We start from the raw sequence: 17,035 nt of genomic DNA on the forward strand, positions 1-17,035 counted from the left end.
CGGGATTGGTTTGTAGACTGCGGTCTATCAATAGAATAGAACCCTAGTCCAGACTTAATGGAAGGTTCGGGTGGTTTTGCCCGGACAGAGGATGTGCATGGGTGAACAGAAGCGCATGGGCGGTCGGCCGCGGGATGCAGAGGCTGCAGGTGCAATCAAGGCAGCCACATTGAAATTGTTGCGTGAAAATGGGTACGGAGCCGTCAGCATCGCGGCAATCGCCGCCGAGGCGGGGGTTGCAAGGCAGACCCTGTATAACCGTTGGAATGCAAAGGCGGATCTGGTGCTGGACGCGCTATACGAGGAAACGGGCCGATATGCAGCGGCGCCCCTCACGGAGTGCGGTCTGTCCTTTGCCGCGCAGCTTGAGGCTTTTCTGGTTCAGGTGTTTGACCATCTGACCGAGGGCGGCGGTCCGGTACGGTCGCTGATTGCAGCCGCGCAGGAAGATCCGGCGTTCCGCAAGGTGTTCAAGGAACGGTTCGTCAGGCCACGCGAGCAGATGATTACGGATATTCTGGCCCGTGCCCGCCAATGCGGTGAGCTTGCTGCCGATCGCGATATCGGAATGCTGTCGGCATTCGTCCATGGAGCTTTCTGGTACGCACTGCTGAATGACGATCCCATGGACGCGGCCTTTGCCCATGCCATCACGACCGAGGTCTTCCGGAAAAACGGATAGGACGTCAAAGGTGCCGCCGATCAGGGGCGGTGGTTCAGTGCATCTATGATCCGGCAATCGGAAATCGTCGTCCCGCCATGACACTGGTCCCCGATCCGCCGCAATTCGTCGGCAAGGGCGTTGAGATCGGCAATCTTCTCTTCCACGGCCGCAAGATGGGTACGGGTCAGGGTATCAACCTCGTCGCAGCAACGCTGGCGGTCCGACGACAGTGCGGCCAGCTCGGTAATCTGGTCCAGCGCAAAGCCCAGATCGCGGCACCGCCGGATGAAACGGAGCCTGTCCAGCTGCGCCTGCCCGTAGACACGGTAATTGGCAGCACTCCGCTCGGGCGGGGGCATCAGGCCGATGCTTTCATAGTAGCGGATGGTGACCACCTTTGTCCCTGTCAGCCGGGCAAGATCGCCAATGCGAAAAATCGTCTTGGACATGGTTGACCCTATAGTTGCTATAGCCCTTAGATATGGGAGCAACTGGAATACAAAGCGAGTCCCCCATGCCCTGTTGCTCTTCTGATAGCTGTGCCTCCTCTGCCGGAACATCTGGCCGGTTCCGCCGTGTGTTGTGGATTGCCTTGGTGATCAATGGCGGAATGTTCGTGGCCGAAATTGCGGCGGGCTTGCTGTCGGGGTCGGCGGCACTTCAGGCCGATGCGCTCGATTTCCTTGCCGATGCCAGCAACTATGCAATCAGCCTGTTCGTGCTGGGCATGACGTTGCGGTGGCGGGCGGGCGCTGCATGGATCAAGGGGGCCTCCATGGGATTGTTCGGGCTGTGGGTGCTGGCCACGGTCGTCTGGCATATTGCCCATGGCTCGGTTCCCGATGCGCCGACGATGGGGATGATCGGAACACTTGCACTGGTCATGAACCTGATCTGCCTGTTGTTGCTGATGGCGTTCCGCGATGGTGATGCCAATATGCGGTCGGTCTGGATCTGTTCGCGGAATGACGTAATCGCGAATGTCGCCGTTCTGCTGGCGGCGCTGGGCGTGTTCGGTACGGGAACGGGCTGGCCGGATTTCATCGTCGCCAGCCTGATGGCCGGATTGGCCCTGCAGGGGGCGGCCACCATCCTGCGGGATGCAACATGTGAATGGCGCAGCGCGGAGGACACCGCTGCCGTGCCGATCCTGCGATGATCTGACGGCGAGGGGGGGCAGGACGCCTGTGCCCTTGTCCCATCAGGACTGGCTTGCGTTGCGGATGGTATCGGCTATCTGAACCACAAGCGGACCTTGTCCTGCTTCGGCAGGAGGCTGCTCTCGGTCAGATGTCTGCAAGGGGTGCCTCATGATCAAGCGGCGGAATTTTCTGGCAGGGGCTGCGGCCCTGTCTGCTGCCCCCGGCGCAGTCCATGCCGCCGTGCCCACGGATGGGGATTGGGGTGCATGGTGCGCGGCCCATCTGCAGGACAGCGGGCGGGTCGTGGATGGGCCGCAGGGGCATATCAGCCATTCCGAGGGGCAGGGATACGGCCTGCTGCTGGCTCAGGCCCATGGGGATCGTGCCGCCTTCGAGGCGATGGAGGCATGGACCCGTACGCATCTGGCTACCCGTCAGGATGCATTGATGAGCTGGAAGTGGGCACCTGGCGACGATCCGGTCTGGGTTGACTGGCACAATGCAACGGATGGCGACCTGTTCCGCGCATGGGCCCTGCTGCGGGCAGAGCGTGATTCCGGCTGGCAGGGATATCGCCAGAAAGCCATCGAGATCGCCCGCGACATCGCCGCGCTTTGCCTGGCTGCGGATCCGCGGGCAGCCGACCAGCCGCTGATCCTGCCGGGGGCCGAGGCTGCCGGCGATCCGGCAAAAGTCATCTTCAACCCCTCCTATGTCATGTCCCGCGCACTGCGAGAGCTGGGGGAGGCCGCTGGGGAACCGCGTCTGCTGCAGGCCGCAGACCACGGAGAGACGATGCTGGCCGAACTGGCAGCAACGGGTCTTTTGCCGAACTGGGTGGATGTGACGCCAGAGGGGTATGAGCCACCACGGGATCACGATCTGAAGTGGGGATATGATGCTTTGCGTATCCCGCTGTATCTGTGCTGGTCGGGGCGGGCGGCCCATCCTGCGGTCGCCGTGGCGCTCCGTCTGATGGGCACCGATCCGGATCGGGTCACGGTCGAATCAACCCCTGACGGGAGGGTGCTGGAGGCGAACGACGGGGCCGGATTCCGGGCAATCCGGTCTTTTGCATCCTGCAGAACCGTGTCGGGGGCGATTTGCGGTGATTACTATGCCGACAGCCTGCTTCTGATGGCCAAAGTTGCGGCACGGGAAGCACAGTGCGAAAAATAAAATACAGCGTAAGTTGCTTAAAAAAATAAAAAAACTACTGGTCCGAAAATCGTTCACCTGAACCGTTTTTTCAGCAGGCCATCATGAAATACAGTAGACTGATCATCGGCATCGCCGCGGTCATTTTTGCACTATGGGTCATCATCGGAGAGCAAATGTCCGGCGCCAGCGCCGATGCCGTTGTGAACGCTCCGGTCGTGACCGTCCGCGCCCCCGTGGCGGGAAATCTCGAACTGCCGACACGGCAGTTGGGCGTATATGTACGCCAGGGCGAGGTGCTGGCCACCATCGCCGATCCCATCGTTGACCGCGTCCATCTGGATGACCTTCTGATGGAGGTCCAGCTGGAAAAAGCGGGCCGTGACCAGATCGATGCCTTGCTTACCGAAACGCGTGCGATCCGTGACAGCATGCAACAGCGTACCGACACCTATCGCGCCCACCGGCTGGACGAACTGCGGGAGCGTCTGTCCCGCGCGGAAGCGCGTCTGCACATCCTGGAAAACGGCGGCGTGCCACAGACCGATGCGGAGCAACGCGCTGTGGATGCCGTTGCCGAGGATTCGGATGCCCTGCCGGCAGAGCCGCGCATCGCCTCTCTGGTGCTGGAACATGCGCGTGAGCGTGTGGCCGTTCTGCAGATTGCTCTGGATGCCGCCGAACAGAACGTGTTTCTGGGCGACGGTTACAATGATGCGCCGAATGCCGAACAGCACATGGTGCAGCTGGACGGCGAAATTGCCGATATGGTGAGCCGCAAGGCCGAGGCGGATGCCCGCGTCGCCGCCGTGGAGGAGCGTGTGGACCGTGCCCGTGTCAGCGTGAACGCCCTGACCGGAGGAGAGTTGCGCTCTCCGGTGACCGGCACCTACTGGGAAATTCTGGAAGCAAGCGGCACGAATGTGCAGCGCGGCGACCCGTTGCTGCGTCTGGTCGATTGCAGCGCGACGGTCGTGACACTGTCGGTGACCGAGCGTGTGTATAACGGATTGACCATCGGCCAGAGCGCCAAGTTCCGTCTGGGCGGGGCATCGGATGTCTATGACGCCACGGTCAGCCGTCTGGCAGGCAGCGGCGCGGAAACCGTGTATCGCAATCTGGCCGTGGCCCCCAGCAAGCGGCATCTGGAGCGGTATGACGTCACGCTGATCGTGCCCGGTCTGCGGGACAAGGGCACAGACGGTTGTCTGATCGGCCGTACGGGCCGCGCCTTCTTCGATACGCGCCCGCTGGACGGGTTGCGGAACCTGTTCCACTAGAATGCCGGATATCTTCTATCAGGGATCATTGGGGTCCAGCGTCGTCCACCTTTTGTTGGTGTTCGGCGTTGGCCTTACCCTGCCATACTGGGTGCGGCCCGAAGATAACCGCCATCGCGCCTTTCTGCTGACGATCACCTTCCTGCTGGCCGTCAGATATATCTGGTGGCGGGGCACCGATACGCTTGCCCCGGCCGGATTGACCATGGACATGCTGGCAAGCTGGTCGCTCTATGCCCTGGAAGTGCTGGCGATGATCGGCTCGATCAGCTCGTTCATGATCATGTCCCGTATCCGTCTGCGCAGCGCCGAGGCGGACGAACATGCAGGCTGGTGGGGCGACAAGGAGCCCCGGGTGGCCATTTTGATTGCCACCTACAACGAAGAGCTGGATATCCTGGAGCGTAGTATCGTTGGTGCCCGCTCTCTGCGGCATACCAACAAGGAAGTCATCGTTCTGGATGACAGCCGCCGTGACTGGCTGCGCGATTACTGCGCAGAGCAGGGCGTCCGTTACATGCGGCGCCCCGACAACAAGGGGTCCAAGGCCGGCAACATCAACCATGCGCTGGACCGCCTGGCCGAAGAAGCCGTGCCGCCGGATTTCGTGGCTGTGCTGGATGCGGATTTCGTGCCGCATCGCGGCTTCCTGTCCCGCACCTTGGCGCTGTTCCACGATCCCAAGATCGGACTGGTGCAGACACCGCAGCATTTCTTCAATGCGGATCCGATCCAGCACAATCTGGGCATCGCCTCGTCCTATCCTGATGAACAGCGGTTCTTCTTCGATCAGATGCAGCCCTCGCGGGATGGTTGGGGAATGGCCATCTGCTGCGGCACATCCTCTATCGCGCGCTGGTCCGCCCTGCGCGAACTGGGGGGGCTGCCCACCGAAAGCGTGACCGAGGATTTCCTGCTGACACTGGCCTTGCAGGAGCGGGGTCTGCAAACCGCCTATCTTGCAGAACCGCTGACCGAGGGTCTCGCACCCGAGGGGTTGCAGGAATACGTGACGCAGCGGGCGCGGTGGTGCCTGGGGCTGATGCAGATCGCACGGTCCCGTCTGGGGCCATTCGGCAAGAACAACCTGCGCTTTCGCGATCGCTGGGGCGTGGCGGATTCCGTTCTGTTCTGGATGACCAGCTTCACCTTTCGTCTGGCGGTCATCGTCTATCCGCTGCTGTACTGGTTCTTCAACATCGTGGTGGTGGATGCCCAGCTGACGGATGTCCTGGTCTATTTCGGGATGTTCTTCATCTGGTCGATCATGGTCTATCGGGCGATCATGCCCGGCTTGCTGATGCCGGTCCTGCATGATGTGACACAGCTGATCGGGGCGGTTCCCATCACGCGGGCGGCCTTTACCGGCCTGTTCCGGCCAAAGGGGCATCCGTTCTCGGTTACGGCCAAGGGCGGGGATCGCAGCAAGGTCGTGGTGCAATGGAGCCTGATGGCGCCCTTCCTGATACTTCTGATCCTGACGGTCGTCGGCCTGTCATTGGGCATATTCCTTGACGGTTTTGCCTATAACGACGCAGGGGATGGCAAGTGGGTCGTGATTTTCTGGACGATCTACAACGTCGTTGTGCTGTCGATCACGGTATTGGCCTGCATCGAGCTGCCGCGTCGTGAAAGCCACATCGCCGATATGCCTGACCGCGGCGCGTTCATCACGGATGGCGATATCCGCCGGCAGTGGATCAGCTCCTTGTCAATCGATCAGGCCCGTCTGCGTGGCAAGATCTACCCCGTCGGTACCGAAGGCACACTGCGTCTGAAGGATGTGGGGGATGTGCCTGTACGGGTAACGACGCTGACACCTGACGGCAATATCGTGGAGCTGTTGCCCAACGCGGCACAGCGCGAGGCGCTGATGATCCGCTTCTATGCCGAGGGCGCGGCCCCGGGAACGGGACGCGCGCAGTTCTGGTCGGTTCTGGCCGGGCTCAGTCGTCGTCTCTCGGCTGGTGGTCATCACTGACCCGGTCCTGCTGGAGGTGCAGCAATGCGACCGACAGCAGTGCCGCTTCGCGGGTGGTTGATGAGTTTTCAGGGTATTCCTGCGAACCATTGGCCACGCGTGAGGCCAGCACCGACAGGCGTGTCAGCGGGTCGATCACGAATTTCAGGAACAGCAGGGTAACCGCCGCGATCAGCGCAAGGCAGATCGCCAATGCGTACCACGCCCCGTTCCGCGCCAGATCCAGACCGATCGTTAGCTTGTCCGCATCCAGCCTGCCGACCATGCGCCAGCCGAAATCGGGCAGTTCGCCATAGGTCACTTCTGGCACCAGCGACGAGAAATATTCCTGACCATCGGGCCATATCTCGCGCCCGGCGGTCTGCACCCCGGCCTGTGCCGCACGCACGATCTTCAGCTCTGCCTGATCGGGCATGTCCTCGGTCGTCGAGGCCGATACTTCGCCGTTCTGGTTCAGCAGGAACAGGTCGATCCCGAAAGTATCGGAAGCCTCGGCCAGATAGCGGTTCAGCCAGGACGCATTGATATGCATGCCAAGCACGCCGATCAGATCACCCTTGGCATTGGTGACAGGGCGGGCCAGATCGAAGAAGCGCGGGGGGGCGCCATCCGTGGCCAGCAGTTGCGCCAGCAGCTTGGCATCATGAACATCGCCGGCATAACCGTTTGCCAGACCATTCTTGAACCACGGCCGTTCGCCCACGTTCTGGCCGATCAGCATCTTGTCGGTGGCGGCAACAACCTCACCGCTCAGATCGGCAAAGCCGATCCATGATACACGCTGGCCATTTCCCGAGGCACCGCTAAGGAAATAGCTCATCTCATCCTGCGTCATGCCATCAAGCTTGCCGGACAGGGCCACAAGGTTGCTCCAGTCGCGGTTCAGGGATCGTGCCAGATCCTGCGCGATGGCTGCAGTGCGGAAGCGGACTGCATAATCCAGCGTACTGTCGGTGATCCGGTCGCTTTTCAGCCAGGCGAATGCGCCGAAAGTGGCGGTGATGATCAGCAGCACGATCAGGATAAGCGCCTGGATCGCGCTTCGCAGGGTTGTTTTGGGAAGGACTTCCATGGTGCCTCAGAAAGTGTTGAAGGAAAAACCGATGAAGTATTCTTTGGCATCCGTCTTGTAGCCTGTGCGCAGGCTTACAGGGGTGCCGGTGAACCGCTTCTGCAGGGCGATCGTGGTCTCGCTGTAGCTTTCGCTGCCCCCGCTGGACAGTTCGATCCCGAATCCGCTGTCGGCAAAGCTGATCTGGCCCAGAACGAACCATGCGTCATAGATCGTGCTGACCTGCGCCAGCCCGTATACGCCGCCGAATCCGGTGGTCACATAGCGATCCAGAGAGGCAAGGGCACCGATGTCATATTCGGTGTCATCATCATCGGGGTTCTCGAAGCCGATGGTCGGCCCGACATGTGCCGTAACGATCCCTGCCAGCGGAACGCCATAGGTGACCTGTACGCCCCCTGACCGCCCGCCATCATATCGGGTGGCATTGCCGCCAAAGCTCCATGCATCGCGCGACACCGCGCCGACAAAGCTGCGCGTGTCCTTGGCAATATCCGATTGCACGAACTCGCCATCGGCAAGGGCCGGAGATGCAAGCATCGCAAGTGAAAAGAAGACACCGCTGGCGGTGAATCGGGTGGTGGGCAAGACGGTTTCTCCGAGATCTCAGTGGGCGCAGGCCGTGCGCCTTTCAGCCGCAGCACAGCGCTAATAAATGAATTCTCGCAAGAGGTTGCCGCGGATTATTTTGCAGCGTCACCCAAGCGCAACGCCCACTCCTGCCGTGATCCAGAAAGGGCGGGTGTGCGGGGTGCCGGGGGAAGTGGATTGCCCCCGTCCAGAGGTGCAAGCGGCAAGGCGGATACGGAACTGCACGGGTCATTTGCCATGACAGAAACTTGTCCGGTTTCGGGGGAATTGTTTATGGCCGGGCGATCCATTCCGTTAAAGACTGATGGTTCTGTATATCTCGTAATGTCTTCGCATGGTCTTGCCTTGCGGTCTTTTGCCAATGATTGGATGGATTGATGCCCGATACCAGAATCCCGGTGGCGCTGCTTATCATGCGTCTGACAATCGCCGCGTTTTTTGCCGCGTGGAGCTCGCTGAAATTCTATCGACCCGAATGGTTCGAAAATGTCTTCAAGAACGTCTACGGTCTGGAATTCGCGTCGCAGAACATGTCGTGGGTCGTCGGCCTGATCCAGATGCTACTGGTTCTTCTGTTCGTTATCGGGTTTTTGCGGACCTATACCTATGGTGCGATTGCCTTGATGCTTTGCGCAGGCGTTGTCGGTTCCATTCCTTCGCTGATGGAATACACCACCTATCCGAATAACCTTATGTGGGCGGGTGTGCCGACTCTGGGGGCGGCGATTTCGCTGTTTCTTTTGCGCGATTACGACCGGTACACGGTTGATGGGCAACGCCGCAAAGCGTGATATTTCCCGGCCTGTTTTGCCGTAATCCGGCCTGCCATCGGCAATGGCCGCGATTGTTCCGTTTTTGCACCAGTCGGAATTTCTAATAGGGAAACGTCCTTTTCGCCTCTGCGAGGTAAACGTAAACGTGATTGACTGTGATCATGGGCGGTTCCAGCCGCCCTGTTCCACAGCGCGCGAGACCGGTTTGCAAAAGGATACCCCGCCGATGATGCTACGCAATTCGACCTATGCCGGTGTTCTGGCTGCCTCTGTCTCCGTTCTGGTGCCCGGTATCGCATTCGGGGCCGAAGGGGCATCCAGCCATTACCTGCCCGGCACGGCGGGCGATCTCGGCTTTGCGCTGCCCCCGGCGGCGGGCTTCCAGTTTGCCAATATCCTGTGGTCGCAATCCGGTGCAGCACAAAAGGCGGTCGTGCAGGGAAACGTCAATCTGGATCTGGATGTGAATGTCACGCTGGATATCCTTGCGTTGACCTATACGCTGGCAAACCCTGTCTGGGGGGCCACCTATACGTTCGGGGCCAGTCTGCCGTTCGGCAGTGCCTCGCTGGATGCGGATATCCTTGGCCCGAATGGCGGGCGGTTCGGGGCCAGCCAAAGCTCCTTTGCATTGAGTGATGCCGCCATCACCCCGATCCAGTTGAACTGGGCAACGGGCCGTTGGGCGTTTGAGCTTTCGCAGGCTGTTATCGTGGCCAGCGGGGAATATGATGTCGATGACAAGGTCAATCTGGGCCGCAACTATACCAGCTTTGATACTGCAGGCGCTGTTACATGGCTGGACCCTGCCACCGCGCTGGAGGTTTCCGTGGCGGCCGGCCTTATGATCAATACGGAAAACAACGATACCGACTACAGGACCGGCAACGAATTCCATATGGATTTCGCGGTGAACCACATGGTCCTGCCGACATTCTCCTATGGTGTTCGGGGGTATTACTACGATCAGGTTTCAGCCGACAGCGGAGAGGGGGCAACCCTCGGGGATTTCAAATCCTCGGCGCTGGGCCTTGGGGCGGGGTTCGTCTGGCTGCCGGCAGCGGCGTCGTCAAAACTGTCGATCGCGGGGCGGTACATGACGGATATCGAGGCGACAAACCGCTTTGAATCCGATTACGCACAGCTTCTGGTAGGGTGGAAATTCTGAGCGGACCCCTGAAATTGCAAGTGACCCCGAAGGGTCATTTGTGGTCGATGCGGAATACAAGGCTCAATTCGATTTGAGGCAGGGGGCCACGAACAGCTCTCCGTGCCATGCGCCTTTGCAGGTGCGGAAGGCCACGATCATCCACACCACCGCCAGCGCCGCAACCAGAACATGGCCGAAGACGCCGATCACCCCGATGGGCAGAATGGAGGCCAGTTTCAAGGTGGCGACGGTGAACACACCCAGCGGGAAGGTATAACCCCACCAACCCAAGTTGAACGGCAGTCCTTCGCGCGCATAGCGCAAGGTGATCAGCGTTGCCATTGCCATCCACCACAGGCCGTAACCCCACATGAGCAATCCGCCGATGAAGCCGATGGCTGCTGCTGCGGCCGCATATTGTCCGAGGTCATTCGCTGTCAGGATGTCCGGCGCGGCCTGGCCCAGTGTCATCAGGCCCAATGCCCCCGTGCCGATCGGACCAAGTGCGAGCCAGCTTGTGGCGGCCATGGAAACATGGGGCAGCTTGTGTACGGCAAGACGCAGGACCAGCACCACGATAACGCTCATCGCGATGGGAACGGACAGGGCCCATAGCACATATGACATCCAAAGGACCACCAGCTGCATATGCGCATCCGCCAGATGGGGGGCCAGCAATCCACCCGAAACTGCAGCAACCTCGGCGGCAACCATCGGCAGCAGCCAGACCGCCGTCATCTGGTCGATCGAGTGGGTCTGGCGGGTGAACATCAGGTAGGGAATGGCAATTCCGCAGGCCACGGCCATCACCACGTCAAGCCACCACAGAACCGTAGCGATCTCGATTGCAACCGTACCCATCTGGGGCAATCCGAAGATCAGGAAGCCGTTGATGATCGTGGCAAGGCCCATCGGAATGCAGCCGAAGAACATCGACACGACAGAATGGCCAAAAACACGCTTTGCCTCTTCGTAAAAGAAGATCCACCGCGCGGCATAAAGCGCGCTGAACAGCGTAAACAGCCCCATGTTCAGGATCCACAGCGCCTCGGCAACGATATGAAGCGGGCCGGGCATCTGCGACAGGGCGATGGACAGGATACCCGTGCCCATCGTCGCGGCAAACCAGTTGGGGGTGAACTGTCGGATAACCTCGCGTGGGCTATCCAGCCGCGATAAAGGGCGGCGGCCGGTGATAACGGCTTGGGTGTTCTGATCGGACATATGCGCCTCCTGATAAACAAGGGATAGCAAAACCGTGATCATTCATCCAACAGATTAGAATTATTTGAATGATCGATATAATTGATTGATTATGTTCCGGTGGGGATCGGATGCGGCAAGGCCCATGCCTGCGGGGCGGTCAGGATCAGGGAAAAAGGGACGTTTGCCATGACATTGGAGCAGCTTCGGATCTTTCTGGCAGTGGCCGAGCGCCAGCATATGACCGAGGCGGCGCGCGCGCTGAACCTGACGCAATCCGCCGTCAGCGCGGCAATTGCGGCATTGGAGGAACGTCACGATGTACGCTTGTTCGATCGCGTGGGCCGGGGCATCGCACTGACCGATCTTGGCCGCAGCTTTGTGGCCGAAGCGCGGGGGGTGCTGGCCCGGGCGGAGGAAGCGGCAAGCTTTCTGGACATGACGTCAGGTTTGCGGCGAGGCCGGTTGCGGCTGGTCGCCAGCCAGACCGTGGGGCACTACTGGTTGCCGCCCATCATGAACAGGTTCCATACGCGGCATCCGGGAATTGATCTGACCTTGCGTATCCTGAACACCCGCGAGGTGTGCGAGGCCGTGGCCGAGGGGGAGGCAGATCTCGGGTTCGTCGAGGATGAGGTCCGCTCTGCCGCCTTTACCCTGATTCCCGCTGCCGAGGATCACCTGTTGCTGGTGGCCGCCGCCGAAGCCGATATTCCGGACCTTCAAGGCGCGCGCTGGATCATGCGGGAAGAGGGATCAGGCACACGGGCCATTCTGGAGCAGGCGCTGGATGCCGCAGGGCTGGACAGTCGCGCGCTGAATGTCGGATTGGAACTGCCGTCGAACGAGGCTGTGCGTGCCGCTGTTGAGGCGGGGGCGGGGATAACGGCCCTGTCACATGTGGTGGTCGATGCATCCCTGGCCGACGGGAGGCTGGTTGCGCTGCCGTTCGCACTGCCATCCCGCCATTTCTTTGCCGTACGGCCCACATTGCGCCACGTCAGCCGCGCGGCGGAGGCCTTTCTGGCGCATGCCCTACCCTAGGATCACACCCATTGGCCGGGTTCGATCAGTCCGAGGTCCATCAACTGCTGCGAATGCCACTCGAACGGCATGGAATAATGCCAGCGGAATTCATTGATGTCATAACGCGATCCGGGGTTGGACCGCAGGGCCTTGGCCGCGCGGAAAGAGCAGATCGCCGTTGTCGCGTTATGGTGCCACGGGCAGGAGTAAGTGTTATACTCTTCGTCGTTGAAGGTATAATCGGGCAGCATCTGCAGGCCGGCCTTGGCCTGGAACAGGCCGATCCGGTCAATCCGGCGTTTGTCTACGGGAATATGCTCCTCGAACCGCCAGCGGATTCCGCCATAGAAATCAAGCTGCCGGTCCTTGGGATGCCCGTGGTTTGCCGGGTCCGGCCGTCCAAGCGCGTAATAGCCCGACCGGTCAAGAAACGCCTCCTCGGTCGAAACGGCCAAGGGGTATTTTTCCAGATCCCCGGCGTAGAGATCGACGACGTAGGTCAGGAATGCATACCGCCGTTCCTCGACGTGAAAGCTGATCAATTCACGTACGTCGCGCGATTCGCAGAACGGAAAGAACAGATACTCGCCGTTGTAGCAGTAATGGAACCACAGCCCCGGCGATGAGGCGATCAACTGGTTCATCGCGATCATCATCGCGTTTTCGGCATGTACGTTGAAGGTGATCCGGTGAACCTGTGCCTCATCCTCGGCAGGGACCTCAATTTCGTCATGGGTCAGCAGCAGGACACTGGCAAAGCCCTGCCCACGGACATGGCGAAGGGTCGAGGCTACCTCGACCGGATCCTCTGCCATGACTACGGCAACCGGGCCTTTGCCGACCGCATTGGCGCTAATCGCCTCGTCGAGTGATCGGTATCGCATGCCCCATCCATCATATTCGCCTTGTTTGCCAGATGAATGCAGGAAAGGCACAAGAGCAAGAGGTTCGATTGCCCATCGGGTCGTTTTTCTGTAAAAGACGGCGATCCGGGGAATATATCATGTCCAGCGCCAAGAAACTCTTCATCAAAACCTATGGCTGTCAGATGAACGTCTATGACAGCGAGCGTATGGCCGAGGCCATGGGCGCCGAAGGCTACGTCACCACCGACCGGCCCGAGGATGCGGATATGGTGCTTCTGAACACCTGCCACATCCGCGAGAAGGCCTCTGAAAAGCTGTATTCCGATCTGGGCCGTTTGCGTCCGCTGAAAAATGCGCGCCCTGATCTGAAGATCGGCGTGGCAGGCTGCGTGGCGCAAGCCGAGGGCGCGGAGATTATCCGCCGCATGCCGCTGGTGGATCTGGTGGTCGGCCCGCAAAGCTATCATCGTTTGCCGGACATGGTAAAATCCAAGGGCGCGGTCGTGGATACGGATTTCCCTGCCGAGGACAAATTCGACCACCTGCCCAAGCGCAAGGCCCTGCGCGGCCCGACCGCCTTTCTGACCGTGCAGGAGGGGTGTGACAAGTTCTGCGCGTTCTGTGTGGTGCCTTATACCCGCGGGGCCGAAGTGAGCCGCCCGCCCGAACGCCTGATTGCCGAGGCCCGTGATCTGGTGGAACGCGGGGTGAAGGACATTACCCTGTTGGGTCAGAACGTGAATGCCTATCACGGGGGGGACTGGACGCTGGCCAGGCTGGTACGCGAACTGGCCCGCGTGGACGGGCTGGAACGGATTCGCTATACCACAAGCCATCCCAACGACATGGAGGACGATCTGATCGCCGCCCATGGGGATGAGGCCAAGCTGATGCCCTATCTGCATCTGCCCGTGCAATCCGGATCGGACCGCATCCTGAAGGCGATGAACCGCAAGCATACCGCCGAGCAGTATCTGCGACTGATCGAGCGGTTCCGTACGGCGCGCCCCGATATCCTGCTGACATCCGATTTCATCGTCGCCTTTCCCGGCGAAACGGATGAGGATCACCGCGCGACGATGGATCTGATCCGGGAGGTGCATTATGGCGCGGCCTACAGCTTCAAGTATTCGGCCCGTCCGGGAACGCCCGCCGCCGAAAAACCGGAACTGGCGCCCGAGATCGGCGATGCCCGGTTGCAGGAACTGCAGGCCCTGATCACGACCCAGCAGCGCGCCACGCAAGAGGCTATGGTGGGCCGCGAGGTGGGCGTGCTGTATGAAAAGGCAGGGCGCCTCGAGAACCAGATGGTCGGTAAATCCGATCACCTTCATGCCGTCCATGTCGAGGATGCGGCGGGGCAGGTGGGCGAGCTGGTACGGGTGCGGATCACGGCGTCATCGACGAATTCGCTGTCAGGCGTCCGTTTGGGCTGAGAATTTTTCAGGCCGCCTTCGATTTGGGATGGATTATGCAGGGTCTGCCCGGTTGTTGGGCAGGCCCTGCGTGCAGATGTGATCATAAAAAAATCACTTGCCACATTCGGCATCGCCACCCACATTCAAGGTACGGCAACGCCTGAACAGAGGGAGATCTCCTTGGGCATCAGCGCACTGACCCCCCCGAAACGCCCCGAAGACGTGACAGAAACGCTTCTGGAATTCCCCGACAACCGTTTGTTGATCGAGCTGTGCGGCGAGTTTGACCGCAATCTTGCGCAGATCGAGCAGCACCTAGGCGTGCATATCATGCGACGCGGCAATCGTGTGGCAGTGGTGGGTGACAAGATACCGAGGGATACGGGGGCGGCAGTGCTTCGCGGCCTGTATGCCCGTCTGGAATCCGGTCGTAACGTGGAAACAGGCGATGTGGAGGCAGCGCTCCGGATGAGTGTTCCGATCTTTGGCGATACGGCCGAACAGATCGAGATGTTCCAGCCCGGAAAATATGAGATCCGCACGCGCAAGAAACCGGTGGAGCCGCGGACCGAGGCGCAGAAGGCCTACGTCCGCAACCTGTTCGATAATGAACTGGGGTTCGGCATCGGGCCTGCCGGAACGGGCAAGACCTATCTGGCCGTGGCTGTCGGGGTAACCATGCTGCTGGGCGGCGCAGTGGAAAAGATCATCCTGTCGCGCCCTGCGGTCGAGGCCGGGGAACGTCTGGGCTTTCTGCCCGGGGATATGAAGGAAAAGATCGATCCCTACATGCAGCCGCTTTATGACGCGCTGAATGATTTCCTGCCGCAAAAGCAGCTTGCCAAGCTGATGGAGGACAAGCGGATCGAGATTGCCCCGCTGGCCTTCATGCGTGGCCGGACATTGGCCAACGCCTTTGTCGTGCTGGACGAGGCGCAGAACGCCACGACCATGCAGATGAAGATGTTCCTGACCCGTCTGGGAGAGGGAAGCCGCATGGTCATCACGGGCGACCGGACACAGGTCGATCTGCCGCGTGGCACCGCTTCGGGGCTGACGGATGCCGAACGTATCCTGAAGGATGTGCGGGGCGTGTCGTTCAACTACTTCAATTCCAAGGATGTCGTGCGTCACCCGCTTGTGGCCCGCATCATCGAGGCGTATGACGCCGCCGATGGAACAGCTGGTTGATACCGTAATCGAAGATGAACGCTGGGAGGCCTTCGGCCTTCCGGCCCTTGCGACCCGTGCTGCAGAGGCAACCTTTGCACATCTGGGCGTACACGGCGTGACATTGGCCCTGATGGGCTGTGACGATGCCGAAATTGCCGAACTGAATGCCCAGTTCCGCCAGAAGGGCACCCCCACGAATGTGCTGTCATGGCCTTCCGAGGATCGGGCGGCAGGGGAACCGGGCGGCCTGCCGGATCTGTCCGGTGGGGATGACGATGATCCAGACGAGTTGGGTGACATCGCGATTGCCTGGGAAACCTGCATGGCCGAGGCGGCGGATCAGGGCAAAGCCCCCCAGGATCATGTGACGCATCTGATTGTACACGGTATTCTGCACCTGCTGGGCTATGATCACATAGAGGATGCCGATGCCGAGCTGATGGAAGCGACGGAAACACGCATTCTTGCCGCCATGGGGCTTTCCGATCCCTATGCCTGAACTTTTCCGCCATTCGTAACACAAGACCTTGTCAGGGCAGGGCCTCCTCCCTCATATTGCACGTTGGCGCCCGCTTTGAGGCGTCGCTTTTGATAGAAGGACCGATGGCAACCAGCATCGACGGCTCTCCCGCAGCGCAAGGCGCGCAGGACACCGCAGAAGATGATCAGCGAAGAAACTTTGCTGACCTCTTTCAAAATGAAAACGACACCTCCGAACGCGAAGGGCGTGGATTTTTCGGCCGCCTTTTCAGCGCGTTCGCGGCAGACGAACGGGAAGATCTTTCTGATCAGGACCGTGCCGATCTGACGGGCATCGCCAATTTGCGCCGTTTGCGCGTGGACGATGTGGCCGTTCCCAAAGCGGAAATCACGGCCGTTTCGATTGAAATCAGCCTGACGGATCTCGTCTCGGTATTCCGGAATCAGGGGTATTCGCGCCTGCCGGTCTATGACGGCTCGCTGGATAATCCGCTGGGGATGATTCTCCTGAAGGATCTTGCGCTCAAGCATGATTTTTACAGCACCGAGGCGTTCGACCTGCGCGCATTGCTGCGCCCTGTCATGTTCGCGCCACCGTCGATGACTGTGGGAACGCTGTTGCACAAGATGCAGCGCGACCGGATGCACCTTGCGCTGGTGATCGACGAATACGGTGGTGTGGATGGTCTGGTCACGATCGAGGATCTGATTGAAACCATCATCGGCGAGATCGATGACGAGCATGACGAGGTTGCCGGCGCGCTCTGGGTACAGGACAAGGACGGCCATTTCATTGTCCAGTCCCGCGCCTCGCTGGAGGCGTTCGAACGGGCGACCGGCCTTGATCTGCGGCGGGACAACGAGGATGAGGATGTCGATACGATCGGCGGCCTTGTGTTTGTCCGCGCGGGCCGCGTTCCCCGTAAGGGGGAGGTGATCGAGCATGAAAGCGGTGCCACCTTCGAGGTTCTGGACGGCGATCCCCGCCGGATCAAACGGTTGCGTGTCCATCTTCCCAAAGAAGCGGCGGCCTGACCGCCGGCAGTGACGAATGAGGC

Annotated in this window: 17 protein-coding genes; 12 read left to right on the forward strand and 5 right to left on the reverse strand. The window is 60.3% G+C overall.

Annotated elements, in window-relative coordinates:
* Window positions 1-97: 97 nt before the first annotated feature.
* The gene (locus tag TR36_RS08960; RefSeq protein WP_045391616.1) at window positions 98-682 is read left to right on the forward strand and encodes a TetR-like C-terminal domain-containing protein; all 585 of its coding nucleotides are present in this window, start codon (window positions 98-100) and stop codon (window positions 680-682) included.
* Window positions 683-702: 20 nt separating this feature from the next.
* Here the strand turns inward: TR36_RS08960 and TR36_RS08965 are convergent, their stop codons facing one another.
* Window positions 703-1,113: a helix-turn-helix domain-containing protein gene (locus tag TR36_RS08965; RefSeq protein WP_045391613.1), complete on the reverse strand. Its 411-nt coding sequence runs from the start codon at window positions 1,111-1,113 to the stop codon at window positions 703-705.
* A gap of 65 nt (window positions 1,114-1,178) precedes the next feature.
* On the opposite strand from TR36_RS08965, the gene TR36_RS08970 reads away from it, so the two are divergent.
* The 4 genes from TR36_RS08970 to TR36_RS08985 all read left to right on the forward strand — a co-directional run bounded on the left by TR36_RS08970 (window position 1,179) and on the right by TR36_RS08985 (window position 6,225).
* A complete protein-coding gene (locus tag TR36_RS08970; RefSeq protein ID WP_062763050.1) occupies window positions 1,179-1,823 on the forward strand; it encodes a cation transporter in 645 nt (214 codons plus the stop codon).
* A 151-nt stretch (window positions 1,824-1,974) separates the two neighbouring features.
* Window positions 1,975-2,985 carry a glycosyl hydrolase family 8 gene (locus TR36_RS08975; protein WP_082714906.1) on the forward strand — a complete coding sequence of 337 codons (1,011 nt, stop codon included), beginning with the start codon at window positions 1,975-1,977 and terminating at the stop codon, window positions 2,983-2,985.
* Between the two features lie 83 nt (window positions 2,986-3,068).
* Window positions 3,069-4,244 carry an HlyD family secretion protein gene (locus tag TR36_RS08980; RefSeq protein ID WP_045391608.1) on the forward strand — a complete coding sequence of 392 codons (1,176 nt, stop codon included), beginning with the start codon at window positions 3,069-3,071 and terminating at the stop codon, window positions 4,242-4,244.
* Window position 4,245: 1 nt separating this feature from the next.
* Complete coding sequence (locus TR36_RS08985) at window positions 4,246-6,225, forward strand: glycosyltransferase (RefSeq protein WP_045391605.1); 1,980 nt, start codon at window positions 4,246-4,248, stop codon at window positions 6,223-6,225.
* Here the strand turns inward: TR36_RS08985 and TR36_RS08990 are convergent.
* Together TR36_RS08990 and TR36_RS08995 are read right to left on the reverse strand one after the other, a co-directional pair.
* A complete protein-coding gene (locus tag TR36_RS08990; protein WP_062763052.1) occupies window positions 6,191-7,297 on the reverse strand; it encodes a cache domain-containing protein in 1,107 nt (368 codons plus the stop codon). The genes TR36_RS08985 and TR36_RS08990 overlap by 35 nt on opposite strands.
* A gap of 6 nt (window positions 7,298-7,303) precedes the next feature.
* Window positions 7,304-7,885 carry a hypothetical protein gene (locus TR36_RS08995; protein WP_052362622.1) on the reverse strand — a complete coding sequence of 194 codons (582 nt, stop codon included), beginning with the start codon at window positions 7,883-7,885 and terminating at the stop codon, window positions 7,304-7,306.
* 380 nt (window positions 7,886-8,265) lie between these two features.
* On the opposite strand from TR36_RS08995, the gene TR36_RS09000 reads away from it, so the two are divergent.
* Complete coding sequence (locus TR36_RS09000) at window positions 8,266-8,679, forward strand: hypothetical protein (protein WP_045391600.1); 414 nt, start codon at window positions 8,266-8,268, stop codon at window positions 8,677-8,679.
* 208 nt (window positions 8,680-8,887) lie between these two features.
* Window positions 8,888-9,829: a transporter gene (locus TR36_RS09005; RefSeq protein ID WP_052362621.1), complete on the forward strand. Its 942-nt coding sequence runs from the start codon at window positions 8,888-8,890 to the stop codon at window positions 9,827-9,829.
* 63 nt (window positions 9,830-9,892) lie between these two features.
* Here the strand turns inward: TR36_RS09005 and TR36_RS09010 are convergent, their stop codons facing one another.
* A complete protein-coding gene (locus tag TR36_RS09010) occupies window positions 9,893-11,035 on the reverse strand; it encodes a TDT family transporter (protein ID WP_045391598.1) in 1,143 nt (380 codons plus the stop codon).
* Window positions 11,036-11,116: 81 nt separating this feature from the next.
* Here TR36_RS09010 and TR36_RS09015 point away from each other — a divergent pair, with 81 nt between their 5' ends.
* Complete coding sequence (locus tag TR36_RS09015; RefSeq protein ID WP_237763545.1) at window positions 11,117-12,058, forward strand: LysR family transcriptional regulator; 942 nt, start codon at window positions 11,117-11,119, stop codon at window positions 12,056-12,058.
* A gap of 2 nt (window positions 12,059-12,060) precedes the next feature.
* Here TR36_RS09015 and TR36_RS09020 read toward each other — a convergent pair whose 3' ends face one another.
* Complete coding sequence (locus TR36_RS09020) at window positions 12,061-12,924, reverse strand: hypothetical protein (protein WP_045391596.1); 864 nt, start codon at window positions 12,922-12,924, stop codon at window positions 12,061-12,063.
* Between the two features lie 119 nt (window positions 12,925-13,043).
* On the opposite strand from TR36_RS09020, the gene miaB reads away from it, so the two are divergent.
* The 4 genes from miaB (at window position 13,044) to TR36_RS09040 (ending at window position 17,012) form a co-directional block, all read left to right on the forward strand.
* On the forward strand, window positions 13,044-14,342 hold the full coding sequence (gene miaB / locus TR36_RS09025) for a tRNA (N6-isopentenyl adenosine(37)-C2)-methylthiotransferase MiaB (protein ID WP_045391593.1): 1,299 nt from the start codon (window positions 13,044-13,046) through the stop codon (window positions 14,340-14,342).
* 162 nt (window positions 14,343-14,504) lie between these two features.
* Window positions 14,505-15,515 carry a PhoH family protein gene (locus tag TR36_RS09030; RefSeq protein ID WP_045391590.1) on the forward strand — a complete coding sequence of 337 codons (1,011 nt, stop codon included), beginning with the start codon at window positions 14,505-14,507 and terminating at the stop codon, window positions 15,513-15,515.
* Entirely contained in the window at window positions 15,499-15,996 is a 498-nt protein-coding gene (gene ybeY / locus TR36_RS09035; RefSeq protein ID WP_045391587.1) for an rRNA maturation RNase YbeY, read from the forward strand. The genes TR36_RS09030 and ybeY overlap by 17 nt, the downstream gene beginning before the upstream one ends.
* Before the next feature lie 104 nt (window positions 15,997-16,100).
* Window positions 16,101-17,012 carry a hemolysin family protein gene (locus TR36_RS09040; protein WP_045391584.1) on the forward strand — a complete coding sequence of 304 codons (912 nt, stop codon included), beginning with the start codon at window positions 16,101-16,103 and terminating at the stop codon, window positions 17,010-17,012.
* The last annotated feature ends 23 nt before the right edge of the window (window positions 17,013-17,035 follow it).

It is taken from the genome of Falsirhodobacter sp. alg1 (genome assembly GCF_000739715.2).
Lineage (GTDB): Bacteria > Pseudomonadota > Alphaproteobacteria > Rhodobacterales > Rhodobacteraceae > Falsirhodobacter.